This is a genomic window from Lysobacter sp. A378, from assembly GCF_054052125.1.
The window spans coordinates 505,475-531,606 of the sequence record NZ_JBSVRK010000002.1 but is presented as its reverse complement, the minus strand read 5'-3'; the positions used below and the strand labels follow the sequence as shown (position 1 = coordinate 531,606).

General features: G+C 64.6%; 29 protein-coding genes. 9 read left to right on the top strand and 20 right to left on the bottom strand.

Annotated elements, in window-relative coordinates:
* Nucleotides 1-5: 5 nt before the first annotated feature.
* The 11 genes from ACW7G1_RS08435 to ACW7G1_RS08385 all read right to left on the bottom strand — a co-directional run bounded on the left by ACW7G1_RS08435 (nt 6) and on the right by ACW7G1_RS08385 (nt 9,724).
* The gene (locus ACW7G1_RS08435; RefSeq protein WP_456979309.1) at nt 6-680 is read right to left on the bottom strand and encodes a MotA/TolQ/ExbB proton channel family protein; all 675 of its coding nucleotides are present in this window, start codon (nt 678-680) and stop codon (nt 6-8) included.
* Nucleotides 681-706: 26 nt separating this feature from the next.
* Nucleotides 707-3,022 carry a DNA internalization-related competence protein ComEC/Rec2 gene (locus ACW7G1_RS08430; RefSeq protein WP_456979874.1) on the bottom strand — a complete coding sequence of 772 codons (2,316 nt, stop codon included), beginning with the start codon at nt 3,020-3,022 and terminating at the stop codon, nt 707-709.
* A 184-nt stretch (nt 3,023-3,206) separates the two neighbouring features.
* Nucleotides 3,207-3,929, bottom strand: a complete 723-nt coding sequence (lolD, locus tag ACW7G1_RS08425; RefSeq protein WP_456979873.1) for a lipoprotein-releasing ABC transporter ATP-binding protein LolD — start codon at nt 3,927-3,929, stop codon at nt 3,207-3,209.
* 34 nt (nt 3,930-3,963) lie between these two features.
* On the bottom strand, nt 3,964-5,205 hold the full coding sequence (locus ACW7G1_RS08420) for a lipoprotein-releasing ABC transporter permease subunit (RefSeq protein WP_456979308.1): 1,242 nt from the start codon (nt 5,203-5,205) through the stop codon (nt 3,964-3,966).
* 6 nt (nt 5,206-5,211) lie between these two features.
* Entirely contained in the window at nt 5,212-5,658 is a 447-nt protein-coding gene (locus ACW7G1_RS08415) for a hypothetical protein (protein ID WP_456979307.1), read from the bottom strand.
* On the bottom strand, nt 5,609-5,863 hold the full coding sequence (locus ACW7G1_RS08410) for an FAD assembly factor SdhE (protein WP_456979306.1): 255 nt from the start codon (nt 5,861-5,863) through the stop codon (nt 5,609-5,611). Before ACW7G1_RS08410 ends, ACW7G1_RS08415 begins: the two co-directional genes overlap by 50 nt.
* 95 nt (nt 5,864-5,958) lie before the next feature.
* Nucleotides 5,959-6,741, bottom strand: coding sequence for a succinate dehydrogenase iron-sulfur subunit (locus tag ACW7G1_RS08405; RefSeq protein WP_456979305.1), 783 nt, complete (start codon nt 6,739-6,741; stop codon nt 5,959-5,961).
* 109 nt (nt 6,742-6,850) lie between these two features.
* A complete protein-coding gene (sdhA, locus tag ACW7G1_RS08400; RefSeq protein ID WP_456979304.1) occupies nt 6,851-8,641 on the bottom strand; it encodes a succinate dehydrogenase flavoprotein subunit in 1,791 nt (596 codons plus the stop codon).
* Nucleotide 8,642: 1 nt separating this feature from the next.
* On the bottom strand, nt 8,643-9,044 hold the full coding sequence (gene sdhD / locus ACW7G1_RS08395) for a succinate dehydrogenase, hydrophobic membrane anchor protein (RefSeq protein ID WP_456979303.1): 402 nt from the start codon (nt 9,042-9,044) through the stop codon (nt 8,643-8,645).
* The gene (gene sdhC / locus ACW7G1_RS08390) at nt 9,041-9,436 is read right to left on the bottom strand and encodes a succinate dehydrogenase, cytochrome b556 subunit (protein WP_456979302.1); all 396 of its coding nucleotides are present in this window, start codon (nt 9,434-9,436) and stop codon (nt 9,041-9,043) included. Before sdhC ends, sdhD begins: the two co-directional genes overlap by 4 nt.
* Before the next feature lie 111 nt (nt 9,437-9,547).
* Entirely contained in the window at nt 9,548-9,724 is a 177-nt protein-coding gene (locus ACW7G1_RS08385) for a DUF1674 domain-containing protein (protein WP_456979301.1), read from the bottom strand.
* A gap of 92 nt (nt 9,725-9,816) precedes the next feature.
* Here ACW7G1_RS08385 and ygfZ point away from each other — a divergent pair, with 92 nt between their 5' ends.
* Complete coding sequence (gene ygfZ / locus ACW7G1_RS08380; protein ID WP_456979872.1) at nt 9,817-10,659, top strand: CAF17-like 4Fe-4S cluster assembly/insertion protein YgfZ; 843 nt, start codon at nt 9,817-9,819, stop codon at nt 10,657-10,659.
* A gap of 30 nt (nt 10,660-10,689) precedes the next feature.
* Here ygfZ and ACW7G1_RS08375 read toward each other — a convergent pair whose 3' ends face one another.
* From ACW7G1_RS08375 to ACW7G1_RS08360, 4 genes are all read right to left on the bottom strand, one after another.
* The gene (locus ACW7G1_RS08375; protein ID WP_456979300.1) at nt 10,690-12,984 is read right to left on the bottom strand and encodes a thiamine pyrophosphate-dependent enzyme; all 2,295 of its coding nucleotides are present in this window, start codon (nt 12,982-12,984) and stop codon (nt 10,690-10,692) included.
* Nucleotides 12,985-13,065: 81 nt separating this feature from the next.
* Nucleotides 13,066-13,623 (bottom strand): GNAT family N-acetyltransferase, encoded by a 558-nt coding sequence (locus ACW7G1_RS08370; RefSeq protein ID WP_456979299.1) that lies wholly within the window; start codon nt 13,621-13,623, stop codon nt 13,066-13,068.
* Nucleotides 13,624-13,637: 14 nt separating this feature from the next.
* On the bottom strand, nt 13,638-14,801 hold the full coding sequence (locus tag ACW7G1_RS08365; RefSeq protein ID WP_456979298.1) for an acyl-CoA dehydrogenase family protein: 1,164 nt from the start codon (nt 14,799-14,801) through the stop codon (nt 13,638-13,640).
* A 173-nt stretch (nt 14,802-14,974) separates the two neighbouring features.
* Complete coding sequence (locus ACW7G1_RS08360; protein ID WP_456979297.1) at nt 14,975-15,793, bottom strand: glycine zipper 2TM domain-containing protein; 819 nt, start codon at nt 15,791-15,793, stop codon at nt 14,975-14,977.
* A gap of 166 nt (nt 15,794-15,959) precedes the next feature.
* On the opposite strand from ACW7G1_RS08360, the gene ACW7G1_RS08355 reads away from it, so the two are divergent.
* Both ACW7G1_RS08355 and ACW7G1_RS08350 read left to right on the top strand, forming a co-directional pair.
* Nucleotides 15,960-16,184, top strand: coding sequence for a DUF6116 family protein (locus ACW7G1_RS08355; protein WP_456979296.1), 225 nt, complete (start codon nt 15,960-15,962; stop codon nt 16,182-16,184).
* A 9-nt stretch (nt 16,185-16,193) separates the two neighbouring features.
* Entirely contained in the window at nt 16,194-16,973 is a 780-nt protein-coding gene (locus ACW7G1_RS08350) for a TatD family hydrolase (protein ID WP_456979295.1), read from the top strand.
* Here the strand turns inward: ACW7G1_RS08350 and ACW7G1_RS08345 are convergent.
* Nucleotides 16,970-17,791 (bottom strand): tRNA threonylcarbamoyladenosine dehydratase, encoded by an 822-nt coding sequence (locus ACW7G1_RS08345; protein ID WP_456979294.1) that lies wholly within the window; start codon nt 17,789-17,791, stop codon nt 16,970-16,972. The genes ACW7G1_RS08350 and ACW7G1_RS08345 overlap by 4 nt on opposite strands.
* Before the next feature lie 79 nt (nt 17,792-17,870).
* Between ACW7G1_RS08345 and ACW7G1_RS08340 the strand changes: the two genes are divergently transcribed.
* Together ACW7G1_RS08340 and ACW7G1_RS08335 are read left to right on the top strand one after the other, a co-directional pair.
* Nucleotides 17,871-18,314 (top strand): hypothetical protein, encoded by a 444-nt coding sequence (locus tag ACW7G1_RS08340; protein ID WP_456979293.1) that lies wholly within the window; start codon nt 17,871-17,873, stop codon nt 18,312-18,314.
* Nucleotides 18,315-18,398: 84 nt separating this feature from the next.
* Entirely contained in the window at nt 18,399-18,872 is a 474-nt protein-coding gene (locus ACW7G1_RS08335) for a glycine zipper 2TM domain-containing protein (protein WP_456979292.1), read from the top strand.
* A gap of 148 nt (nt 18,873-19,020) precedes the next feature.
* On the opposite strand, the gene ACW7G1_RS08330 is transcribed toward ACW7G1_RS08335, so the two are convergent.
* On the bottom strand, nt 19,021-19,230 hold the full coding sequence (locus ACW7G1_RS08330; RefSeq protein WP_036193815.1) for a cold-shock protein: 210 nt from the start codon (nt 19,228-19,230) through the stop codon (nt 19,021-19,023).
* Between the two features lie 207 nt (nt 19,231-19,437).
* Between ACW7G1_RS08330 and ACW7G1_RS08325 the strand changes: the two genes are divergently transcribed.
* The 4 genes from ACW7G1_RS08325 to ACW7G1_RS08310 all read left to right on the top strand — a co-directional run bounded on the left by ACW7G1_RS08325 (nt 19,438) and on the right by ACW7G1_RS08310 (nt 23,436).
* The gene (locus tag ACW7G1_RS08325) at nt 19,438-19,923 is read left to right on the top strand and encodes a DUF456 domain-containing protein (protein ID WP_456979291.1); all 486 of its coding nucleotides are present in this window, start codon (nt 19,438-19,440) and stop codon (nt 19,921-19,923) included.
* Between the two features lie 110 nt (nt 19,924-20,033).
* Nucleotides 20,034-21,299 carry a phospholipase D-like domain-containing protein gene (locus tag ACW7G1_RS08320; protein ID WP_456979290.1) on the top strand — a complete coding sequence of 422 codons (1,266 nt, stop codon included), beginning with the start codon at nt 20,034-20,036 and terminating at the stop codon, nt 21,297-21,299.
* On the top strand, nt 21,299-22,480 hold the full coding sequence (locus tag ACW7G1_RS08315) for a phospholipase A (protein WP_456979289.1): 1,182 nt from the start codon (nt 21,299-21,301) through the stop codon (nt 22,478-22,480). The genes ACW7G1_RS08320 and ACW7G1_RS08315 overlap by 1 nt, the downstream gene beginning before the upstream one ends.
* The gene (locus ACW7G1_RS08310; protein WP_456979288.1) at nt 22,480-23,436 is read left to right on the top strand and encodes a patatin-like phospholipase family protein; all 957 of its coding nucleotides are present in this window, start codon (nt 22,480-22,482) and stop codon (nt 23,434-23,436) included. The genes ACW7G1_RS08315 and ACW7G1_RS08310 overlap by 1 nt, the downstream gene beginning before the upstream one ends.
* Nucleotides 23,437-23,483: 47 nt before the next feature.
* Here the strand turns inward: ACW7G1_RS08310 and ACW7G1_RS08305 are convergent, their stop codons facing one another.
* The 3 genes from ACW7G1_RS08305 to ACW7G1_RS08295 form a co-directional block, all read right to left on the bottom strand.
* Nucleotides 23,484-25,022 carry a fumarate hydratase gene (locus ACW7G1_RS08305; RefSeq protein WP_456979871.1) on the bottom strand — a complete coding sequence of 513 codons (1,539 nt, stop codon included), beginning with the start codon at nt 25,020-25,022 and terminating at the stop codon, nt 23,484-23,486.
* A gap of 152 nt (nt 25,023-25,174) precedes the next feature.
* Nucleotides 25,175-25,444, bottom strand: a complete 270-nt coding sequence (locus ACW7G1_RS08300; protein ID WP_456979287.1) for a heavy-metal-associated domain-containing protein — start codon at nt 25,442-25,444, stop codon at nt 25,175-25,177.
* 107 nt (nt 25,445-25,551) lie between these two features.
* Entirely contained in the window at nt 25,552-26,106 is a 555-nt protein-coding gene (locus ACW7G1_RS08295) for a DUF488 domain-containing protein (protein ID WP_456979286.1), read from the bottom strand.
* Nucleotides 26,107-26,132: the final 26 nt, after the last annotated feature.

The following is a 26,132-nucleotide window of genomic DNA, read 5'->3' as shown; positions in this document are numbered from 1 at the left end:
AGCGGTCAGGCGTCCGAAGGCACAGCCGTGGCACGCGGCTGGCGCGCAGCCGGCGCGGCCTGGGCAGTCCCGTCCCGGGCGGTCTCCTCCAGCGTGTCGAGCAGCTGCATGGCTTCGTGCTCCATGTCCACGACATAGCCGGCGATGCGGCCCCGGAACCAGCGGTGTGCCATCAACGCCGGGATCGCGACGATCATGCCGGCAGCGGTACACACCAGCGCCTTGCCGATCCCTCCCGCCAGCTGGTTCACATCGCCAATACCATGGTCGAGGATACCGAGGAACAGCTGGATCATGCCGACAACGGTGCCAAACAGGCCCAGCAATGGACCCGCCGACGCGATCGAACCCAGGGTGTTGAGATAGCGCTCCATCCGGTGGACCAGATGGCGGCCCACGTCCTCGATACGCTCGCGGACCTGCTCACGCGGGCGCTGACGCACGTCCAGGGCCGCTGCGAGCAACGCGCCCAGCGGCGAGGTAGCCCGCAGCGAATCGATATGCGTCGGATCCAGCTGGCCACCACGGGCCCAGCTGCGAACTTCCTTGCCCAGTCCCGGCGGCAAGACCTCGCTGCGCCGCAGTGCCCACGCCCGCTCGACGATCAATGCCAGCGCCAGCGCCGACAGCAGCAACAATGGAATCATCGGCCATCCCCCGGCCTTGACCAGTTCCAGCACTCGCTAACCTCCGGCCCGGGGCCGATTCAATCCGGTCGATAGGATAGCCCAGCGGCCGCCCCGCCCGACGATTCGCTCGCGCGGCGAGCCGCATCCCAGACCCGTGGGTGTGCGCGCCGTCTTGTTTCCACGCTTGGCCCACCGGGCTGGAACCGCACGCGCAGGGCGCCGCTTGCGCTGGTATCCAGCGTTTGTGCGCCGCTGGCGTGCCAGCGGGCGAGTATTTCGGGCTTGGGGTGACCAAACCGGTTGCCGTACCCACTGGAAACCAGCGCATGCCCCGCACCGGTGGCGGCAATGAACGCGGGATCGGAGGCACTGGAGCTGCCGTGATGGGCGACCACGACCACCTGCGCGCGTAAGCCGGCCGCCTCGTCCAGATGGCTTCGGCGTACCAGCTCGCGCTCGACCACCGCACTGATGTCCCCGGTCAGCAATGCGCTGCCGTGTTCGGTGTCGATCCGCAGCACGCAACTGGCCTCGTTACCCAGGTAGGGAAAGTGGCGCGGTGGATGCAGGAAGCGGAACTCGACCCGGTCCCATTGCCACGTCTCCCCCGCCACGCAGGGGCGGGTATCAACCAACCCCGAACCCTGCGGCGAGTTGACTACCGGCACCGCGACGGTGCGCCTGACGGCACCGAGGCCCCCGGCATGGTCGTTATCGGCGTGGCTGGCGACCGCGCGATCGAGCCGGCGCACCCCTAGGGCGTACAGCGCAGGCAGCACCACGCGCTCTCCGGTGTCATAGCCATCCGGGCTGGCAGGCCCCATGTCGTACAGCAGGCTGTGATTGGTGGTGCGAACGAGGATCGACAAGCCCTGGCCGACATCCAGCACCCGCAGCTCGGCCTCACCGGCTGCGGGCAGGTTACGGGCCGGCCATAGCAGGGGCAACCACAACAACATTGCCAGCCACCGTCCCGGCAAGCCGCGTGGAAGCAACAGCCAGAACGCGCCGAACATGGCCAGCGGCAATGCAAACCACCGCGATTCGCGCAACCACCACAGGGCCAGCTCGCTGCTGGCCAGGTAGTCAAACAGCGGCCAACTGAGCTCGAAACACCAGGACGCCGCTTGCCAGGGCCAACTGCCCCACCCGGCATGCAGGAACTCAAGCCCGGTCCCGATCAGCGCCAGTGGCACCACCACCAGACTCCACCACGGCACCGCGATCAGGTTCGCCAATGGTCCCACCAGTGAGGCCTGGCCAAACAACACGGCCGTCAGCGGCAACAGGCCCAGGGTCGCGACGCCCTGGGCGGAAACCAGGTCCCGGAGCGGTTGGCGCCCGGCATGCGGAAGGCACCAGAGCAGCCAGGCCACGCCAAAGAAACTGAGCCAGAAACCGGCACCCAGCACCGCCAGCGGATCGACCAGTAGTACCACCACCACCGCAAGCGCCAAGGTATCGAACGCACTGGAGCTGCGCCGCAGGCCCCGGACCCCTGCCACGACCGCGATCATCAACACCGTGCGGACGGTCGGCAGCGCAAAACCGGCAACCGCGGCATACACCATGGCGCCGGCCAGGCCGGCAATGGCAGCGGCCACGGGACGCGGACAACGGCGACCCAGCCGCGGCCATAGCCACCAGAGGCCCGCAATGGCCAACGCAAAAAAGCCGGCCACCAGTCCGACATGGAAACCCGAAATGGCGACCAGATGGGTCAGGCCATTGGCTCGCAGGACCTGCCAGTCGGCATCGTCCAGGCCTCGGGTGTCGCCCAGTGCCAACGCACGGATAAACCGCGACGTCGACGTGGGTATGGCGGTCGCGATCTGCTCCGACATGCGCTCGCGCCACGCGTTCAGCCCTTGCGCCGGACGCATCAGCCGGGTCGACTCGGGGGCACGGACATACCCCGTCGCCGTCAGCCGGTCGGCCAGTGCGTGCTTTTCACTGTCGAACCCGCCAGGATTGCGCAAGCCTCGCGGCGCCCGCACGCGGACGGTCAGCTGCCATCGTTGCCCCGCCCGCAGGCGGTCACGACCGGTCGCGCTGCCATCGAAATCGTCGTACCAGGACAAGCGCAGCAAGCGACCACGCAGCGGTTCCGGTTGCACCAACTCATCGACGACGCGAAACCGGAAGCTGGTTCGGCGCGCGTGGTGCTCGGGAAGCTCGACGACACGACCGGCAACAGTGACTTCACGCTGTTCCCAGGCCACCGGCAGCTGGATCGACAGCGCGTACCCCGCATGCAGCCCGGCCAGCGCGAAACCAAGCAGCAAGGGGCCAATCCAGCGCACGGCGCGCCCGCGCCACCAGAGCAAAACGGCCAGGGGTGCGATCGAGACCAGCAGCCAGAACGGCGGCAACCGGGGTAGCCACAAGCACATCGACACGCCGGCCAGCAGCGCTGCGGCGCTCGCGATCCCGAATGGAGCCAGCCACACGGGGCTTGCTGGCCGCCCCGTTCTGCCCTGTTCCGTCCCGCCGGGGAGGCTGTCTTCCGATGGCGTGGACGGCGGCATCCTTGCCGCATCGCTCATGGTTCATCCCTTCAGTCGAGTACGGCCCGAATCAAATATCCCGCGTCGCCAGCTCGCGCAGCCTGCCCTGATGCAATTCCAGCACCCGGTCCAGCCGTCGCGCCAGGCGGCGATCGTGGGTGACTACCACCAGACTGGTGCGGTGTTCCCGGTTCAACTCCAGCATCTGATCGAAGACAACCCCGGCCGTCTTTTCGTCCAGGTTGCCAGTGGGCTCGTCGCCCAACACGCAGGCCGGCTGGTTGACCAGCGCGCGCGCCACCGCGGCACGCTGACGCTCACCACCGGAAAGCTCCCCGGGCTTGTGCTGGAGCCGGTGCCCCAGGCCGACGGCCTCCAGCAGCGCTTGCGCCCGTTGCTCGGCGTCCGGGATCCGGGCGCCGCCCAGCAGTACCGGCAACATCACGTTTTCCATCGCCGTGAACTCGGGCAGCAAATGGTGGAACTGGTAGACAAAACCCAATGCGCGGTTTCGCAACTGGCCGCGGGCCGTATCCGACAGTGTGCTCATCTTCTGTCCACCAACGAACACTTCGCCGGTGGACGGCGTATCCAGGCCACCGAGCAAGTGCAGCAACGTGCTCTTGCCGGCTCCGGAAGCACCGACGATGGCAACGGTCTCGCCCTCGTGTACGTCCAGTCGCAACCCGTCGAACACCGGCGTGCGCATCTTGCCCTCGGCGTACACCATGCCCAGGTTGGTGCATCCCAGGACCAGGCCGGCGCGCGACCCGGGCGCCGGCTCGCCGGCCATCGTCTCGCCAGTGACGGGCTTGCTGATGATCGGTTCACTCATAACGCAAAGCCTCCGCCGGTGGCGTACGCGCGGCGCGCCAGGCCGGGTAGATCGTGGCCAGGAACGCCATCACCAAGGCGACCGCCGTAATCGCCATCACGTCGCTTGGCTTCATCTCGGTGGGCAGCCCGGTGATGTAGTAGACGTCCTCGGGCAGCAAGGTGACCCCGAACACGCGCTCGATCGCGAACAGGATGTCCTCCAGGCTCAAGGTCAGCACGATCCCGCCGATCACGCCGATCACGGTACCGATGATTCCGATCAGGCTGCCCTGGACCATGAACACCTGCATCACCCCACGCGGCGACAGACCCAGGGTCCGCAGGATGGCGATATCGGCCTGCTTGTCGGTGACCAGCATCACCTGCGAGGACACCAGGTTGAACGCGCCCATGGCGATGATCAACGACAGCAGGATCGCCATCAGGGTCTTTTCCATCTTCAATGCCCTGAACATGTTGGCGTTGTCGGTGGTCCAGTCACTGACTTGGTAGCCGCCCAGCTTCACGGCGAGGTCGCGGGCGACATCCCAGGCCAGGTTCATGTCATGCAATCGCAGGCGCACGCCGGTCACGCCCTCCTGCATCCGCATCAGCCGTTGCATGTCCGCCATGTTGGTGAATGCCATGCCGCGGTCATACTCGTTGTAGCCGACCTCGAACACTCCGCTGACGGTGAAGCGCTTGACCCGCGGCATCGCCCCCACCGGGGTGCTGTTGAACTCGGCGATGGTCATCACCACGCTGTCGCCGACGCCAACGCCGAGCCAGGCCGCCAGTTCCCGTCCCAGGATGATGTTGAAACTGCCCGGAACCAGCGATTCCAGTTCCCCCTCGACCATCTTCTCGCCCAACACCGACACCGTACGTTCGTCAGCCGGTACCACGCCGCGCACCAATGCCGGTTGCTGGCGCGGTCCGTTGAGCAAGGCCTCCTTCTCCACGTAAGGCGCCGCCCCGGCCACCCGCGGATCGGCCAGCGCCATGTCCACCGCCTGTTGCCAGTCCGTGAGGGGATCGCCATAGGCACTGACGGTGGCGTGCGCGGCCATCTGCAGCATGCGGTCGCGGATTTCCTTCTGGAAACCGGTCATCACCGCCAAGGTGGTGATCAGCGCCGCCACGCCCAGCGCGATGCCGAGGATGGAGGCCATGGAAATAAAGGAGATAAAACCATTGCGGCGTTTGGCGCGCAGGTACCGCAGGCCGATGGCAACAGGAATGGGTTTGAACATAGGGGGCTATGGTGCCATTGAGCGTGGGGGTTGCGCAGCAGTTTCGACCGGCGCAGCCAGCCGCAGTTCACGACGACCGGCCGGGCCAAGCGTGTCAGGCCACCAGACCACCCGCCGCTGGCGATTGTCGCTGTCGCGCCAGCGCGCAAACACCAGCGCCGCTCGCCACTGCAGTTGGAACTGCGTCACCACGCTGCCATCCACGCGGACGACACCATCACGGATCTGCAAGTCGATGGCCTGCCTGCTCGCTTCCCGTCGGGCCACCCAGCCGGCCCAGAGCACCACCAGAACCGCACATGGCCAGGCGGCCACGGGTGTCAGGTCGGAGACGACCACCGAAAGCGCGGCAAATACCCCGAGCATCACCAGCAACCCCGACAACCAATGCGACGGGCGCCACTCAAGCCGGCAGGTTGCCGATGCGTTGGACCAGGGCGGACAACTCGTCATCGGCGGGGGTCTCCTGGCCCATGAACCAGTGCCAGAGCTTATCGTCTTCGCTGTCCAGCAGCCGTAGGAAAACGCCGCGCTCGGCTTCGGATGCCTGTCGCCATTCCCGGTCCAGGTAACGCCCCAGCAGCTGGTCGAGCTCACGCATGCCACGGCGGCACTTCCAGCGCAGGCGGCGCAGTTCCAGATCATCGGCATCGCTCATGGACAGGCTCTCCCAAAAAAAAAGGGCGCGCCTGGAAAGCGCGCCCATTGCATTTACTGAATCGTGAGCATCAACCGGATCGTGACGTGATCTACTCAGGCGCTACGCGCGACCATCAGCTTCTTGATTTCGGCAATGGCCTTGGCCGGGTTCAATCCCTTCGGGCACGTGCGGGTGCAGTTCAAGATGGTGTGGCAGCGGTACAGCTTGAACGGGTCTTCCAGGTCATCCAACCGGCTACCGGTATCTTCGTCGCGGCTATCCACGATCCAGCGATACGCCTGCAGCAGGACGGCGGGGCCGAGGTAGCGGTCGCCGTTCCACCAGTGACTCGGGCAACCGGCGGTGCAGCAACCACACAGGATGCACTCGTACAGACCGTCCAGCTTCTTGCGATCCTCTGGCGACTGCAGGCGCTCACGGTCGCTCGGTGCCGGGCTCTCGGTACGGATCCACGGTTTGATCGAGGCGTACTGCGCGTAGAAGTGGGTCAGGTCGGGAACCAGGTCCTTGACCACCTCCATCGCTGGCAACGGATAGATCGGCACGTCACCGCTGCTGCAATCCTCGATTGCCCTGGTGCAGGCCAGCGTATTGGTGCCGTCGATGTTCATCGCGCACGAACCGCAAATGCCCTCGCGGCATGAGCGGCGGAAGGTCAGGGTCGGATCGATCTCGTTCTTGATCTTGATCAGCGCGTCCAGAACCATCGGCCCGCACGTCGCCATGTCCACCTCGTAGGTGTCCAGGCGCGGATTCAAGCCGTCATCGGGGTTCCAGCGGTAAACCCGGAACGTGCGCGGTTGTTTCGCGCCCGGCGAATCGAAATGCCGGCCCTTTTGAATCTGGGAGTTTTTTGGAAGCGCGAATTCGGCCATTGCTGCACCAGTTCCGTATCAGGGGCGACCCGTTCCACAAGGAGCGGGCGCCGGGGAAAACCAGACCACCTCGAACGTTTGACGTCTTGCCTTGCGGCGACGGCGTCAATCAATACACGCGCTTGGCCGGTGGAACCACTTCCACATCGTCGGTCAGCGTGTACATGTGCACGGGGCGGTAATCGATCTTGGTATTGCCGTTTTCATCGACCCAGCACAACGAATGCTTGTGCCAGTTGACGTCGTCACGCTCGGGGAAGTCGTCACGTGCATGACCACCGCGCGATTCGGTGCGGTTCTCGGCACACACGATCGTTGCCAGCGCCTGGTCCAGCAGGTTGGCCAATTCGAACGTCTCCACCAGGTCTGAATTCCAGACCAGCGAACGGTCGCTGACCTTGACGTCGTCGAAAGAGGCCCGGATCTCGCGAATGCGCTGGACGCCCTCGGCCAGGGTCTCTTCGGTGCGGAACACCGCGGCATCGGCCTGCATCGCGCGCTGCATCTGGTCGCGGATAATCGCGGTCGGGGTGCCGCCGTTGGCATTGCGCAGCTTGTCCAGACGCGCCAACGGTGCTTCGCAGGCATCGCCAGGCAGGTCTGCATGACTTGCCCCGGGAGTAATGGTCTCGGCGCAGTGGTTGGCCACGGCGCGACCAAATACCACCAGGTCGAGCAGCGAATTGGAACCCAGGCGGTTTGCGCCGTGAACCGACACGCAACCCGCTTCGCCAATGGCGTACAGCCCGGGAACGACCGAATCGGGATCGCCATCCTTCAACTGGACGACCTGCCCGCGATAGTTGGTCGGTACGCCGCCCATGTTGTAGTGGACAGTCGGGATCACCGGGATCGGCTGTTTCTCGACATCGACGTTGGCGAAGATGCGCGCCGACTCTGCGATGCCCGGCAGCTTCTCGTGGATCACTTCCGGCCCAAGGTGGGTCAGATCGAGCAGCAGGTGATCCTTGTGCTCGCCGACCCCGCGCCCGCCGCGGATCTCCATCGTCATCGCACGGCTGACCACGTCACGCGAGGCCAGGTCCTTGGCGGTGGGTGCGTAGCGCTCCATGAAGCGCTCGCCGGTGGCATTGCGCAGGATCCCGCCCTCGCCCCGGACGCCCTCGGTGATCAGGCAGCCGGCGCCGTAGATACCGGTCGGATGGAACTGCACGAACTCCATGTCCTGCAAGCCCAGACCGGCACGCAACGCCATGCCGCCACCGTCGCCGGTGCAGGTATGGGCCGAGGTTGCCGAAAAATACGCGCGGCCGTAGCCACCAGTGGCCAGCACCGTGCCCTGACCGCGGAACAGGTGCAGCGTGCCTTCCGCCATGTCGAGCGCAAGCACGCCGCGACAGGTGCCATCGGCATCCATGATCAGATCAAGCGCGAAGTACTCGATGAAGAATTCGGCGTGATGGGCCAGCGATTGCTGGTACAGCGTGTGCAGGATCGCGTGGCCGGTGCGGTCGGCGGCGGCGCAGGTGCGCTGGGCGGCGGGGCCTTCACCGTATTTGGTGGTCATGCCGCCAAACGGACGTTGGTAGATCTTGCCCTCGGCAGTGCGCGAGAACGGCACGCCCTGGTGCTCCAGCTCCACGACCGCCGGAATCGCCTCGCGGCACATGTACTCGATCGCGTCCTGGTCACCCAGCCAATCCGACCCTTTGACGGTGTCGTAGAAGTGGTACCGCCAGTCGTCTTCGCCCATGTTGCCCAGCGCCGCGGCAATGCCGCCCTGGGCGGCCACGGTATGCGAGCGGGTCGGGAAAACCTTGGTGATGCAGGCGGTCTTCAGGCCCTTCTGGGCCAAACCGAAGGTCGCGCGCAGTCCGGCGCCACCGGCACCCACCACGATCATGTCGAACTTGTGTTCCTGGATCTTGTAAGCCGGCACGTCAGCCCCCGAGCGTGATGCGAATGACAGCGAACACGCTGGCTAGTGCCGCGAGGACGCATATGAAGATGACCGTCAGTTGCAGGGTGACCGCAATCCACGGCGTGTGTACGTAATCCTCGATGACGACCTGCATGCCCAATTTGGCGTGCCAGAACGAGGCGATCAGGAAGGAAGCAAGCAGCACGGCGTTGACCGGATCGGCGACGGCCGCACGAACGCTGGTGTAGTCACCACCGATCAATGACAGCAACAGCACAACCGCCCAGATCGACAGGAAGATCAAGGCGACCGCTGTGATCCGCTGGATGATGAAATGGTGGGTCCCGCTTTTTGCCGAGCCCCAACCGCGGGCACGCTTGAGCGGGTTGCGCAGGTCCACCTGCGGATTGCTGTTACTCATGCGCCACCCCACTGCTGCATCGCTGCGAACCAGATCAACGCCGTCAGCACCAGGCTGACGATGATGGTGGTCCAGCTGTTACGGATGAAAGTGCTGATCTGGAATCCCCACCCGGCGTCCTGAAGCAGATGCCGGATGCCGTTGACCAGGTGATAGGACAAGGCCCAGCTCCAGCCGAACAACACGACGAATCCGAGGCCGGATCGTGCGCAGGCACTGAAATCAGCCCATTGCGCCGGACCGGCGGCGATGGCCACCAGCCCCCAGGCGAACAGCAGGCTGCCCAGCGCCAATACGATGCCGGTGGCGCGGTGCAGGATCGAGGTCACCATCTGGACTTGCCAGCTGTAGACCTGGATGTGCGGTGATATCGGGCGTGGGCGGCTGGCCATGGCAACGGCGCTCTCTGGGCTGGGCGGCGTGGCCGCGTGGCAGGAATTTCAGGCCTTCGGGCACGCCCGAAGACTCAAATGATGGTGGAGCAGAACTCGTTACGGTGATGATCAAAAATCGATACAGCGGCCGTTCTTCTCCCAGTCACCATAGCGGGTGGGGTCGGGTCCGCTGCGACCGCCGTGTTCGACCGGTGCCAATGGCGTAGCTGTCGTCTCGGGGGTCCGCGGTGCGGGTGTCCCGGGCGACGCCTCGGAATCGGTCTCGGAGGTGGTTTGGCCTATCATCACAGACCCCAATCTTAGGACTCGGTCCCTTGTCTGACAAGTCGCAATACGGCGATGACGCCTGCTTCACGTTGTCCGGGCACCGCGTGGTCATGCTCCAGGGACGGGATGCCATCGGGTTTGCACAGGCCCAATTCATGAATGACCTTGATGCGCTGGCGGTCGGGCAATGGCAATGGAACGGCTGGCTGACGCCGAAGGGTCGCGTGATTGCGCTGTTCGCATTGCTCAAGCTGGACGAAGAGAGTGTGTGGCTGTTGCTGCCCGATGCCGACCCCGAAACGCTGGCCGAGCGTTTGCGCGGGTTCCTGTTCCGCAGCAAGGTCACGATCAGCGTGCGCGACGATTTGCAGGTCAGCGGATGTTTTTCAGCGGCAAAAGCGGCGAGCGGGAACCTGGCCGATGTTGCTGCCGATGGCTCGGTCGAGTTCGACATGGGCGCCGAAGGCGGCCCGCGCCGTTTGCGCATTGACGCCGTGGCATCGGCTGCCGGCGGCGCGTCCGCAAACCCTGACGGGGCTGCCCGCTGGCGACTGGCCGATCTCGAGCACGGCTTGCCACGGCTGCCGGAATCACAGGCAGAACAATGGACGCCGCAACAGCTGTCGCTGGAGCGCTTGTCCGGGTTCAGCGTCAAGAAGGGCTGCTACCCGGGCCAGGAGATCGTCGCGCGCACGCACTTTCTCGGCAAGGCAAAGCGTGGATTGGCGCTGCTGGAGGCCACTGCTGCGACCGCACCTGGCAGTGACGTGACCAGCACTGCCGCAGACGGCATCACTACCGTATTGGGTCGCATTGCGGCCGCTGCCACCCATGGCGGGCGGCATGTCAGCCTCGCCGTGCTGCCGCTGGAGCGCGGGAGCGAAGCGGCGAGATTGAGCGTGGACGGCACCACTGCGCGCGAAGGCATCCTGATGGACGGCCTTGCTCGCTGAGGTTACTCCGCGACGAGCAAAGTGCGGTCTTCAGGCTTTCGTGTCACCCAACTGGTCCGCCGCCGCAACGATGTCCTCCTCACCCGGGATCACCAGGAACGCCGCGCCGGCCAACGGGGTGTAGGTGTCGACGCCGACCACGCGTCGGAACGGAATGGCTCCCAGTCCACCCTCGGCAATCGCCGTGATCACGCCCTCGCCGACGCCGGCACTGCGACGCCCTTCGTCGACCACGATGATTCGTTTCGCATCACGTGCGTGATCGACGATGAATCCGTCATTGAGCGGCACCAGCCAGCGCAGGTCGACCACTCGCGTCTTCCAGCCATGTTTCTGCTCAATCGCGCGCGCGGCGCGCAGGCTCATCGGCACGCCGTTGCCGTAGGTGAAGATCACCAGGTCGTCGTGACCGGCGTCGTACACCCTGCCCTCGCCCAAGGCCATCGCCTCACCCGGGGCGGGATAGGCGGTCAACCAGCCGCCATCGCCCGGCTCCTGCAGGTCCTTGGCCATGTACAACGCAATCGGCTCCAGGAACACGCTTACCCGCCCATCGACCTTCGCCAATGCCGTCAAGGTGCGCAACATGGTCACCGCATCGTCGCCACGCGATGGACAGCCCACGACCAGGCCGGGGATGTCGCGCAACGCGGTGATCGAGTTGTCATTGTGGAAATGGCCGCCAAAACCGCGCTGGTAACCCAGTCCGGCGATACGCACCACCATCGGGTTGGCGTACTGGTTGTTGCTGAAGAACTGCAGGCTTGCGGCCTCGCCTCGGAGCTGGTCGCAGGCGTTGTGGAAGTACGCCAGGTACTGGATTTCCGGGATCGGCAGCATGCCGACATTCGCAAACCCCTGGGCCATGCCGAGGATCATCGTCTCGTCGAGCAGCGTGTTGAATACCCGGCGCGCGCCGAACGCCTTCTGCAGCCCCTTGGTCACCGTATAGACGCCGCCCTTCTGGGCCACATCCTCGCCGAACAGCAGCGCCTCGGGATACTTCGCGAAGGTGTCGTGCAACGCGTGGTTGATCTGGATCGCGAGGTGACGCGGCGGCTGGTTCTCCGGCAGTTTCGACTCCTCGCCGAACACCTCCAGTCGGCGCTGGCCGAAGTCGGCGCGCTCTGCTTCGGCCTTGACCGCGGCTGGCGTATACGGAGCGAGCGGCGCGATGACGTCGGCGAGGTTGTCGAGCTTGGGCCGGCGATCGGCTTCCTCGGCGGCGGCGAAGCAGCGCTTACGGGTCGCCTCGTACAGCGCCAACACCTCGTCTTTCGACATCAGACCCGATTCCAGTGCGATCGCGGCCGAGCGCAGCAGCGGGTCGGTCGCTTCGACGGCACACAATTCCTCCAGCGAACGCCATTCGATCTCGAAGTCGGTACCGGCATGACCCATGATCCGGGTCGTGCGCAGGTGCAGGAAGGTCGGCCGGCGGGTGCGGCGGCAATGCTCGACGGCACGTTGGACGTCGGCATAGCCGGTCGCCAGGTCCAGCCCGTCGGCAGTGAAATAATCCAGGTTCGGCCGCTGCGAGAAGTTCTGCGCGATCCAGCCATTCGGGGTTTTCACCGAGATCCCGATGCCGTTGTCCTCGCAGACGAACAGCACCGGCGCGGGCAGCTTCTGGTACGCCGTCCATGCTGCGGCGTTGAACGCGGTCTGGGCGGTGGCATGGTTGCTGGAGGCGTCGCCAAACGAGCAGATCGCGATGCTGTCGTCGGGGATCGGCAGATTGTGGCCGAGCCGTCTGCCGGCCTCGATCGCTATCGCAGTACCCAGCGCCTTGGGCAGGTGGGAGGCGATGGTCGAGGTCTGTGGCAGCACCCACAGCGGCTTGCTGCCCCAGACCTTGTGGCGGCCGCCGCTGGCGGGATCGTCCTTGCTGGCGGCAAAGCTCAGCGCCGAATCCATCGCCGGGTCGCGCGGTCGGCCATCGCTGCCCGGCAGCTTGCGGAAGCGCTCGGCCATGAAGCCGCCGCTGCGGTAATGCAGGAACGCCGGATCGGTATGCCGGGTCGCTCGCGCCACCATCGCATTGCCTTCATGGCCGGACGAACCAATGGTGTAGAAGACCTTGTTCTGCACCCGCAACACGCGCGCCATCAGGTCGAGGTGGCGGCTGACCAGCTGCGACTCGAACAGTTCGATGAAGCCATGTGCGTCCAGCGCGCTGCCTTCGACGACCGGCTCATGCGGCGCCGGTGGCGCGTCGATCGCGCCGTCCCAGTCGCGCACGAACTCGGTGAAATTGACATCACAGATCTCGGCGCGATTGAGACCCTTCATGCGCGCGGGGACGGGGTTGGACAATGTTGACATCGACAGGCTCCGCCTCACCGTCAAGCAAGGCTTCAAATGGGGGAAAGGCACCGGACCTCGCGGCAGTGACGGCGATTTGACTCAGGAGGGGGGCTTAACGCGCCGCGCTTGCCATTGCTCACGGCTCTGCCCCCATATCTCGATCGGATGGTCCTCCAACGGCGGCGGCAACCGGCCCGGCCCGCGATTGGTCGATCCCAGGCGCGCCGCCAGTGCTTGCGAAGCGCGGTTGTCCGGATCGATCGAATGGATCACCTCGGACCATTGCAGGTGATCGAACGCCCAGTCGATCGTCGCAATGGCCGCCTCGTGCGCATAACCATGCCCCCACGATGAGCGTTTGAACGACCAGCCCACCTCGGTCCCCGGCCAACCTTCGGGCTGCCACGGACCGGTCTGGCCAAGCCACTCGCCGCTGGTCTTGTCGATGACCGAAAACATGGCAAAACCCTGCATCGCCCACGCTCCGGGCATCTGCAGGAACTTGCGCCAAGCGGCGGCACGCAGCAGGGCGCCACCGATGTAGCGGGCCGCCTCCTCGTCGCCGATCAACTCCGCGAAGCCGTCGAAATCCGGACGTTGCGGTGGCCGCAGGATCAGGCGTTCGGTTTCAAGCGTAGGTCCGAGGTGAACGGTCATGGGGTATCGGGTTCCTAGAACGCGTTGATGCCGGTCAGCTCGCGGCCAAGTACCAGCTGGTGCACGGTCTCGGTGCCCTCGTAGGTGATCACCGACTCCAGGTTCAGTGCGTGGCGGATCGCGCAATGCTCGGTGGTGATGCCGGCGCCGCCCAGCAGGTCGCGGCATTGGCGCGCGATGTCGATCGCCATCCGGCAGTTGTTCCACTTGGCCAGCGAGACCTGGGTCGGCGCCATGGTGCCGGCGTCCTTCAGCCGGCCCAACTGCACGACCAGCAACTGCGCCATGGTGATCCGGCGCGCCATATCAGCCAGCTTCAGCTGGGCCGATTGCGTCGCCGCCACCGGGCGGTCGAACAGGATGCGTTCCCTGGAGTAGTTCAGCGCCTCGTCCAGGCACGCGATCGCCGCGCCGATCGGACCCCAGGTGATCCCGTAACGGGCCTGGGTCAGGCAGCCCAGCGGACCGCGCAGGCCTTTCACGTTCGGCAATCGGTTGGCCTCGGGCACGCGCACGTTGTCGAAGAACAGCGAGCTGGTCACCGACGCGCGCAGGCTCATCTTGTGCTTGATCTCCTGGGCGGCAAAACCGGCCATGTCCTTCTCGACCACGAAGCCCTGGATGCCGTCGTCGGTCTGCGCCCAGACGATCGCGATATCCGCCAGGTTGCCGTTGGTGATCCACATCTTGGAGCCGTTAAGCACCCAGTCGCCGCCGTCCTTCTTGGCGTGGGTCTTCATGTTGCCCGGGTCGGAGCCGCCATGCGCTTCGGTCAGGCCGAAACAACCGATGACCTTGCCGGCGGCCATGTCGGGCAGCCAGCGTTGCTTCTGCTCCTCGGTCCCGTAAGCAAAGATCGGGTACATGCACAGCGAGGACTGCACCGAGACGAAGCTGCGGATGCCGCTGTCGCCGCGCTCCAGCTCCTGGCAGATCAGGCCGTAGCTGACCGAGTTCAGGCCACCGCCGCCGTATTGCTCCGGCAACGTCGCGCCCAGCAGGCCGAGCTCGGCGATTTCCGGCACCAGCTCCTTCGGGAAGCGGCCGTCGTCGAACGCGTCACCGATGATCGGCAGCACGCGCTCGTCGGTGAACCGCGCCACCGTGTCCTGCACGGCGCGCTCCTCTTCGGTCAGCAGGGAACGGGTGTCGTACAGGTCGTAGGGATTCAGGGCCATGGTGAACTCGTACTTGGAAAGCTCCCATTGTAAGCAGGCGTCCCGAAGGAAAGCACCCGGAACATCGCAACTAAGCAATCCGCGGCAAAACAAAAAGGGGCCGGAAATTCCGGCCCCTTCGGGTTGTTGCCTGTCGCGCTTGTAAAGCGCGCTTGTAAATCGCGTTTGTGAAATCAGCCGCGATCGGCGCCAGTGTTCGCCGAGGCCGTCTGGGTGACTACCTGGCCATCGATCACCGGCAAGCGCTTGCCGGGCTCGTCGTCCAGACGCACGGTCTGGTCCTGTCCCTGGTAGCTATAGGTCACGTCGTAGGCGACCACCTGGTCCTCGCTGCCCAGCGAGATCTTCTCGCCGGGCTTGCTGCCCGTGCGCATCGTGCCGGTGGTGCCGTCGGGATTGCGATAGGTCACGTTGTAGCCAATGACCTTGGTGGACTTGGACGTGTCGGAGACGGTGCGGCACTGGGTGTCGACACGCTGGGTCACCCGGCCACCCACATGGTTGCGATCGACCCGGTTGCCGACGAAACCACCGGCGACGGCGCCGGCCGCAGTCGCGAGCTTCTTGCCGTTGCCTCCGCCCACCTGGTTACCCAACACACCGCCGAGCACAGCACCGGCGACTGTTCCGCCAACGTTGCCATCGCGCTCGGGCGCACGTTCCTGCACGACGACGTCCTCGCACACCTGACGCGGGGACGAAGTGGTGCTGGTCTCGCGAATCGGATCGGTGCCGATCACGCTGGCAAACAATTCCTGCTTCTTCAGGACCGGCTCGACGTTGACCACGTCGGCATATTCCAGGTTGCCACTGGGCTTGATCGCACCGGCGGTGTCGACGTCCCCCGACAGATTGGCAGTCAACCCGTCGCCATTGGTCACCAGCTGCGCCGATTCGCTGGCATCGGTGCCGCTGAAGCTGTTGTAGGCGGCGACGGCCACGCCACCAACCAGCAGGGCGGCAACCGCCACGGCAAGCATGTTCTTGTTCATTCGTCGCTCTCCTTCGTGAAGCGGTGCAGTCCGCTGTTACATATGCCGGTATCTGAGCACTTTGATGCTGAACAGAGGCCGCCAGACGAGACGACAACCGCCAAACCGTGAAGCCGGCCCCATCTGCGCGTGCTAGTTTCCCGGTTGTCCGACTCGCGAGATGGTCATGGCCAATCCTTTGCTCCTGCCACTACTCAGCTGGGCGCGAAAGCTGCGCTACCCGACGCTGTTCAAGCTGACCGCGGCCTTGTTCGTAATCACTGTCTTGGTACCCGATCCATTTCCGTTCATCGATGAGATCGTCCTGGGGCTGGGCACCTTGCTGCTCGCCAACTGGAAAAGCCGTAAGGACACCATTCAGCCCCCGACACCCCGCGACCGCGACCGGTAACGGTCCGACGTGCTGATCGACAGTCATTGCCACCTTGACGCGGCGGAGTTCGATGTCGACCGCGCCGCGGTGATCGCGCGCGCCATCCAGGCCGGTGTCACCCGACAGATCGTGCCTGCGGTCACCGCCGCCGATTGGCCGAAACTGCGCGCCGTATGCGAGGCCGATGACCGGCTGCACCCGGCTTATGGACTGCATCCGATGTTCCTGGCTTCGTATCACCCCAGGCACCTGAACGAACTGCGCCAGTGGATCGAGCGCGAGAGCCCGGTAGCGGTCGGCGAGTGCGGGCTGGACTACTTCGTCGACGGACTTGACCGTGACCTCCAGGCGACCTGCTTCCAGGCCCAACTCACACTGGCTCGTGAGTTCGATCTGCCGGTCATCGTCCACGCCCGCAAGGCGCTGGATGCGGTAACGATGGCGATCCGTGCAATCGGTGGTTTGCGCGGCGTCGTCCACAGCTTTTCAGGCAGCCAGCAGCAGGCCGAAAACCTGTGGGAGCAAGGCTTTTTGCTCGGCCTTGGTGGCCCGGTCACCTACCCGCGCGCCAACCGGCTGCGCAAACTGGCCGCCACCATGCCGCTGGAGTGGTTGCTGCTGGAAACCGACGCTCCCGACCAGCCCGACGCCACCCATCGCGGCAAGCGCAACGAGCCGGCCCGCCTGATCCATGTACTGCAGACCATTGCCGACTTGCGCGGCGTCGCGCCAGCAGAGGTGGCCGCAGCAACGACAGCGAATGCCGAACGATTGTTCCGACTGCCACTCACCCGGAAACCGACCTAGGCAGGTGGAAGCACCCGCGGCGGCTTCAACAGCAGTTCCAGCGCCTTGCCCACCATGACAAACGCAAACGCGCCGGTGACATGCGTGGCGGCGCCCAGACCGGCGCCACAGTCGAGCTTGAGCGCCGCGTCCCCAGCGACCGGCGGACGCAAGCCGCAGACGCTGCCATCGGCTTGCGGATACCTCACGTTCTCCAGCGAGTACACCGCCGGTACTCCGAAATAGCGCTGCAGGCTCTTGGGGAAATTGAACTCGCTCCGCAATTTTTTACGGACCAGCGCCAACATCGCGTCGTGCTCGGTACGTGACAGGTCCCGCACCCGCACCAGGGTCGGATCGACCCGCCCGCCTGCCGAGCCACACACCACCAATGGCAACTTGCGACGTCGACACCATGCAATCAACTCGACTTTGCTGCGGAAGCTGTCGCAGGCATCCAGCACCAGGTCAAACCGGCGCTCCAGCAATTGGGCCATGTTGCCGGCGACCAGGAAGTCCGCGACCGGGTCCACCTCCAGCAACGGATTGATCGCCCTGCACCGCTCCGCCATCGCCTCGACCTTGGCCTTGCCAAACTGCCCGGCATGGGCGGGCAATTGGCGGTTGCTGTTGGACACGCAGATATCATCGGCATCGACCAGGGTCAGGTGCCCGACCCCGCTGCGCGCCAGCGCCTCCACCACCCACGAGCCAACCCCGCCCATGCCAATCACGGCAACCCGGCTGCCCGCGAACCGCGCCAGCGCCCCGGCACCATACAAGCGGTCGATCCCGCCAAAACGTTCCAGCAAAGCCGGGTCCAGCGAAGCAGTATTCATCCGGGCATTGTAAGTGCCACCGAGCACGGGACCGGCGACACGCATGCTATCGTTCGGCGAAATTCACAGGAGCGCGACCATGACCACCCCCACGCCCAGGACCACCAATGGGTCAAAGTATATTTTTCTGTTACTGCTGGGCTTGGTCATCGGCGTGCTCGCAACGGTCATGGCCTTGCGCGCGATCGAGAGCCGGAAGGGTTGGCAGGATCACTTCCCACATGCGGCGATGCATCTGATGCAGGCCCATGCCGCACAGCTGGGCGGGAGCGTCAAGGCCAATCGCTGCGCCGCGACTGACAGCCTGCCGCACCTGCAGGCACTGCGGACGGTCGCCAATGACCTGGAACCTGCCTTTCCCGGCTTGCGCGACGACAGGCGTTTCGTCGAACACGCGGGCGACCTGCGTGCGACGCTGGATTCGGCTCTTGCCAGTCCCCCGCTCAACTGCGAAGGCCTGGCCAAGGTCACCAAGAGCATCGGTGAGTCGTGCAAAGCCTGTCATCAGGATTTTCGCGGTTGACCGGATGTTCACGATCCAGCGCATAGGTTGAGGACGCAACCGGGTTCATCGTCCGGTGAAGCCCCACCCTCGCAGGAGATCCGCATGAATATCCAGAACCTCAAGTTGTTCGGTGTGGCCGCCGCTGCCAGTCTTGCCCTGGCCGGTTGCGCCACCCCGGGTTACGGCAACAACTACGGCTCACCGTCGCCGAACTACGGCAACAACAGCGCCAATTGCCAGGACTGCGGCACCGTGGTCCGTATCGAGCAGGTCGGCAACAACAGCAATGTGCCCAATGCCACCGGTGCGGTCCTGGGTGGCCTGGTAGGTGCGGCTGCGGGCCGCGAGCTGGCCGATGACGAGAGCAAGGGTCGTCGCAACACCGCTACCGTTGCGGGCGCGGTGGCGGGCGCGGTGGCAGGCAACGCCATCCAGAACCGGGTCGGCGGGGAGAGCTACAACGTCCATGTGCGCATGGACAACGGCCGCACCACCGTCGTCAGCCAGGATGACCTGGGCGGCATCCGCCAAGGCTCGTACGTGCGCGTATACAACGGGCGGGCCTGGGCGCGCTGATACGCGCTGTCCGACAGCTGCGCGCGCTGCTGCGCCCAAGTGCCACATTCCAACAAAAACGTTCCCGTAAAAAAACAGGCGGCCCGCAACTGCGGACCGCCTGTTCTATTGCGACAGCCGAATCCCGGCGGGTGCCGGGGTTCGCGTCTTATACGGCCTGGACTTCGTCAGCCTGCAAACCCTTCTGACCCTGGGTCACGACGAACGAGACCTGCTGGCCTTCCTGCAGGCTCTTGAAGCCCTCGGACTGGATGGCACGGAAATGGACGAACACATCTTCGCCATTTTCACGGCTGATAAAGCCAAAACCCTTGGCATCGTTGAACCACTTGACGGTTCCGGTTTCACGGTTGGACATTAACTTGCTCCTTGGAACATTTGATTGACAACAGCGCGGTTGCACGGTGCTGGTTGCAAGGAGGAAGCGAGGTACAACGATGAAGCGATCATGGGATCAGCGCATCGAGCCAAGATTCACGGTGACCCTGACAAACAGCGGCCTGAAACTAACCCGTACAGTGTGAAAACGCAATAACGTATCCAGTAAAACTGGTGGGGACTTGGCATGGATCTGGTGAATATCTACTACCTCATCGCCGCGTTACTGGTCCTGGTGGGCCTGGCCGGCACGGTATTGCCTGCCCTGCCAGGGGTGCCGTTGATGTTCGCAGGCATGCTGCTGGCGGCCTGGGCCGGCAATTTCGAACAGGTGGGATGGTGGGTGGTGGTCGTGTTGGGGGTGCTGACCGTGCTGTCGATCGCCGTCGACCTGCTCGCCACTGCGATGGGTGCAAAGCGGGTCGGCGCGAGCCGACTGGCCTTGGTGGGCGCGGTAGTTGGCACCCTTGTGGGCTTGTTCTTCGGCATCATCGGTCTACTGGCGGGTCCGTTTATTGGCGCCCTGGTCGGCGAGTTGATCCACGGCAGACAGGTCCGCCAGGCGGCCCGGGTCGGTTTCGGTACCTGGCTGGGCATCCTGGTCGGCACCGTGCTCAAGGTTGGGCTGGCGTTCGCGATGATGGGAATCTTCGCCTTTGCATGGTTTATTTGACCCTCTGGGACCCATGCCACGTTCACACCAACTTTGACCATGAACGGGCAAAGTAGGCACCTTCGGATGGGGTGTGGGGAGCATCAATGCCACGATGGAGTCGCCAACGCATGACCTGGATCATCCTTGCCACCGTGCTGATCACTGCCTTGGCTGTGATCATCGGGCTCAACTTCGCCACCCCGACCAAGCAACTCGATCGCAAGATCGAGCATCGCTACGCAATCAGCGACCCGCAATTCCGTCGGGAAATGTCGGTGATGCTGGGTCCATCGGTGTTGTCGGGAAACCAGGTCACAGCCCTCAACAACGGTGACGAAATCTTTCCGTCGATGCTGGAGGCAATCCGCAGCGCGCAGGTTTCCATCACCTTTGAGACCTACATCTACTGGTCCGGAGCGATTGGCAAAGAGTTCACCGAGGCGCTGTCAGAGCGTGCACGGGCAGGCATCCCGGTGCACGTCACCATTGACTGGGTCGGCAGTCTCAAGATGGACCAGCAGTTGCTGGACCGGATGCGCGACGCAGGCGTTCGGCTGGAGCGTTACCGGCCCCTGCATTGGTACAACCTGAGCCGGATGAACAACCGCACCCACCGCAAGCTGTTGGTGGTCGATGGCAAGATCGGGTTCACTGGCGGCGTCGGTATTGCGGACCCGTGGCAGGGCCACGCGCAGGACCCCGATCACTGGCGTGACATGCACTTCCGGGTGGAAGGCCCGGTGGTGGGGCAAATACAGGCGGCGTTCAACGACAACTGGATCAAGAGCACCGGCGAGGTGTTGAACGGCCCGAAGTATTTCCCCGCACTGCCGCCTACCGGAGGTATCGACGCACATATGCTCACCGCCTCTCCATCCGGGGGCAGCGAAAGCATGCACCTGATGTACTTGATGGCGATCGCCGCGTCCGAGCAATCGATCGACCTGACCGCGTCGTACTTCGTGCCAGACTCGTTGATCATCAGCGCGCTGGTGGCGGCTCGCGAACGCGGCGTGCGCATCCGGATCCTGGTGCCGGGCCCGCATATCGATGCGAACGCCGTACGACTGGCGTCCAAGTCCACCTGGGGGCCATTGCTGAACGCGGGCGTCGAAATCCACGAATACCAACCCACGATGATCCACACCAAGCTGCTGGTCGTCGACCAGGAGCTGGTCTCGGTCGGCTCCACCAACTTCGATATCCGCTCGTTCCAGCTCAACGACGAAGCGAGCCTGAACATCTATGACCATGAATTTGCGGAACGGATGACCCGGGCGTTCGAGCGGGACCTGGAGTCGAGCAAGCGCTACACCTACCAAACCTGGCAGGAACGGCCGTGGACGGAAAAAATTGCCGAGCGGGTCTTGTTGCCAATCAAGTCGCAACTGTGATGCGGGCGCTGCTGCCAGGCTGTTGCTCGCTCGGATTGTTCATCGGCTTGATCTCCAGTCCGACACTGGCGCAGGACCTGCTGTCACCCGACGCTCCGGCAACCCCGGAGGCCTGCGCGGCGCTCAATATCGATGTGGAGCGCCTGGCTTGCTACGACGCCGCCGTTGGGCGTCACGCGGATGGCCCTTCCGTCGCCGACGCGCAGGCCCGTCAGGCGCAGCAACTCAAGGATGCCACCGCAGCACAGCAGCGCGGCCGGCGCGCGGACCTGCCCCGGCGCGAACGCCTGCGGCAGGGGCTGAGTGACCTGTTCCGCGCCGAGAACGGCCTGCCCGACCCGCTGGATGCAAGCATCGCCAACGCCGGCAAGGGCGGTTTGCTGGACAGCCGTTGGGAGCTGGCACGCGACTCCAAGCTGGGCGTCTTCAACCTGCGAGCCTACAAGCCCGTCTACCTCTTGCCCGCCGTGTGGAGCAGCCATCCAAACGAACTCCCCGCCAGCTCCAACCCGGCGATGCCGGCACAGCCGTTATCACTGAAGGACGTGGAAACCAAATTCCAGATCAGCTTCAAGACCAAGGCGGTCGAAAACCTGTTTGGCGATAACGGCGATATCTGGATGGCCTACACCCAGGTCTCGCACTGGCAGGTCTACGAAGGCGACAACTCGCGCCCCTTCCGCGAGTCCAATTACGAGCCGGAAGTGATGCTGGTGTTCCGCAACAACTACGGACTGGGCGAGCACTGGCGCGGCCGGATGCTCGGTATCGGCATCAACCACCAGTCCAACGGTCGCGCCGACCCCCTGTCGCGCAGCTGGAACCGGGTGGTAATGAATTTCGGCCTGGACCGGGAAAACTGGGCCCTGATGGTGCGCCCGTGGTGGCGGATATCCGACGGCAGTGAGGACGAAAACCCGAACATCGAGGACTACGTCGGGCGCGGCGACGTAACCCTGGTGCACACCCGCGGCGGCCATGAGTTCGCGCTGATGGCGCGACACTCCATGCGCAGCGGCGATCGATCCCACGGCGCGGTGCGGTTCGACTGGGGCTTTCCGTTGACTCGCACGCTGCGGGGCCATCTGCAGATATTCGACGGCTATGGCGAAAGCCTGATTGACTATGACCATCGATCCACCCAGATCGGGTTGGGCATCTCGCTGCTGGAGTGGTTCTGATGCAGGCCAAACGAATCCTGTCCTTCGACGGCGGCGGCATCCGCGGCCTGGTCAGCTGCACCTGGCTTGGCGGCGTGGAGGACACCCTCGCACGGGCAGGAAAGCCCGGGCTGCTTGACAGCTTCGACCTGGCCGCCGGCAGCTCCACCGGCGCTTTGGTGGCCTGCGGACTCGGCATCGGCCTGAGCCCCGACACCATGGCCGAGGTTTACCGCGCCCAGCGCGACGAGATCTTCCCGGGGATGGCCGACCGCCTGTGGTCACGCGCGGGACGCTTGTTCAGCGCCGGACCGTCGGCACCCAAGTACGACGGCAAGGGGCTGGAGAAGATACTGAAGAAGGTCTTTGGCAAGACCACGCTGGGCCAACTCAAGCTGCCGACTGTGATCCCCAGCTACGACACCATCTCGCGCAAACCGGTGATCTTCAAGAGTTTCAAGCCCAGCCACCGGGACTTGCTGGTCTGGGAAGTCTGCCGCGCAACCACCGCCGCCCCCACCTATTTCCCCGCGCATCCGATGAAAATAGAAGGCAAGACCTGCTCGCTGATCGACGGCGGTGTCGTTGCCAACAACCCGACGATGTGCGCGATTGCCGAAGCGTTGCGACGCGACCGCGATGCCCACCAATGCGGCGACCTGGTCGTACTGTCGATCGGCACCGGGGAGCGCACCCGGCCCATCAGCCTGGAGTCCGCCCGGGAATGGGGCGCGCTGGAGTGGGCCGTACCGATCATCGACGTGTTGTTCGACGGCAACGCCGAGTCGGTGGATTACATCACCCGACAGCTGGTTGGCGACAGTTACTTCAGGATGCAGGCGGAACTGTTGGCCGGCCTGGATGACCTGGATGACACCAGCGCGGTCAACATCGCCGCGCTGGAGAAGCTGGCAACGGCCTACCTGGCCCTGCCGGGCACGCGGAAGAAAATGAAGGCGCTGGTGGAGCTGTTGTAGGGCGGCCATGGTGCATTACGGCGTGCCGCCCAATACACCCTACGGGATCAGGCGGGCTCGACCAGCACGGGGATCTTGCCGATGCGCGCCTGCCACGTGCGCGGGCCGGTCTGGTGGACCGACTCGCCGCTGCTGTCGACCGCCACCGTCACCGGCATATCGCGCACGGTGAACTCGTAGATTGCCTCCATGCCCAGATCCTCGAAAGCCACCACGCGTGAGGCCTTGATCGCCTTGGACACCAGATACGCGGCGCCGCCGACCGCCATCAGGTAAACCGACTTGTGCTTCTTGATCGCCTCGATCGCAACCGGACCGCGTTCTGCCTTGCCGACCATGCCCAGCAAGCCAGTCTGGCTCAGCACCTGCTCGGTGAACTTGTCCATCCGGGTCGCCGTGGTCGGGCCGGCAGGGCCGACGACTTCGTCTCGCACCGGGTCAACCGGGCCCACGTAATAAATGAAGCGGCCCTTGAAATCGACCGGCAGCGGCTCGCCCTTGTCGAGCATGCCTACGATGCGCTTGTGCGCGGCGTCGCGGCCGGTAAGCAACTTGCCGTTGAGCAGGATCGTCTCACCCGGCTGCCAGCTGGCGACGTCTGCCGGGGTCACGGTATCGAGGTCGACGCGCCGGCCATTGGAAGCGTCGTAGGTCAGCTCGGGCCAGTCTTCCAGCGATGGCGGGTCCAGTTGTACCGGGCCGCTGCCATCCAGGGTGAAGTGCGCATGCCGCGTGGCCGCGCAGTTGGGAATCAACGCCACCGGCAGGTTGGCGGCGTGGGTCGGGTAATCCTTGACCTTGACGTCGAGCACCGTGGTCAGCCCACCCAATCCCTGTGCGCCGATGCCCAGCGCATTGACCGCGTCGAACAGTTCGATGCGCAACTCTTCGGCGCGGTTGGACGGGCCGCGGGCCTTCAGCTCGGTAATGTCGATCGGCTCCATCAGCGATTCCTTCGCCAGCAACATCGCCTTCTCGGCGGTGCCACCGATGCCGATGCCGAGCATGCCCGGCGGGCACCAGCCGGCGCCCATGGTCGGTACGGTCCTGAGCACCCATTCGGCAACCGAATCGGACGGATTGAGCATCGCGAACTTGGCCTTCGCCTCAGAGCCACCACCCTTGGCCGCTACGATCACATCAACCGTATTGCCGGGCACGACCTTGACGTTGACCACGCCAGGCGTGTTGTCCTTCGTGTTGACGCGCTTGCCGGCCGGATCGGCGAGCACCGAGGCGCGCAGCTTGTTGTCGGGGTGCTGGTAGGCGCGGCGCACGCCTTCGTGAACCATGTCTTCCACGCCCATGGTGGCGTCGTCCCAGCGCACGTCCATGCCGATTTCCAGGAACACGGTGACGATGCCGGTGTCCTGGCAGATCGGCCGGTGGCCTTCGGCGCACATGCGCGAGTTGATCAGGATCTGCGCGATCGCACCTTTCGCGGCGACGCTCTCTTCGCGCTCGTAGGCGGCGGCGAGGCTCTTGATGTAGTCGACCGGGTGGTAGTACGAGATGTACTGCAAGGCATCGGCAACGGACTGGATGAAGTCCTCCTGCCGGATCGAGACGGATTGGCGGGCGGAAATCGGACTTGCGACAGGGCTCACGGCAGGCTTCAGTGCTGGTTGCGGAGCCTATATTCTAGCGATCGGAGCCGGCCGGGTGGCGAATCAGGTCCCGAACACGGGAGCGACGCGCCGCCAAGCGACACGCCACTCCCCAATCCCGATGGTCCCGATCAGGAGCAACCGCCGCAGCAGTCGCTACCTTCGCCGCTGTGCGGTGCCGCATTGCTGGCGGGATACCCGGCAGTCGCGAGCGCATCGATGGCCTGTTGTTGGGTCAGCAGCCCTTCCACGCGGACTTGCTTCTGGTCGACATTGACGGTGACCTGGGCGGTGGGATCCTGGGCCTGGATGGCGGTCGTGATGGCGTCACTGCACTTGTCGCAGGTAATTTCTTCTACATCGAGCAACATGGCTTCGGCACTCCTGATATCTGGTGGCATGCCCCGACGGTCTTCGGGGCGCTGGTCGACAGGGTCGCGGAAATCGGGTCGCGTTGCCTTGACCAGGATCAGGCATGGCGCAGATACCGTATCGGTCACCAGCCGCGTCAGAACAGCGTGGCCTGCGGCGGCTCGGGCGCGGAATAGTCCAGTTTTCCATCAACGATCCTGGCCGCCGAGGTGTACGGGTGTTCGTCACTGCGCCCAGGCGCCATCAAGTGGATGACCTCCCAGCCATGGGCCTTGAAATCATCGGAGATCAACCCACGATGACACTGCCACCAGACCGCCTCGGCGCACATGATCGCCACACGCTGGCTTGCTGCCAGCTCGGCGAGATGGTCTCTCGCGCGCTGGTAGTCGGCGGTCTCCATGTAATCGGCATAGCCGCGAAAGCTGTCATTGCGCCAGGCGGTGTTGCGGGTGTGCGGATCGACCTTGCGACGGCCTCCCAGCCCGGTCATCGGCAGGTAGACGATTCCGGTTGGCGGCAATTCGCGCGCCATGGTCTCGGCAGAGAACTGCGGGTTTCTGCGCGAACCGGGAAACCGGCGCACGTCGCCCAGCGTGCGGATATCGGCGTCACGCAACATGCCGACGAACACGTCCCAGTCGCGAGTCGAGTGGCCGATGGTCCATAGCGTGTGGCGTGGCTTGTCCATGCCGACAGGATGCGCGACAAGCCGTG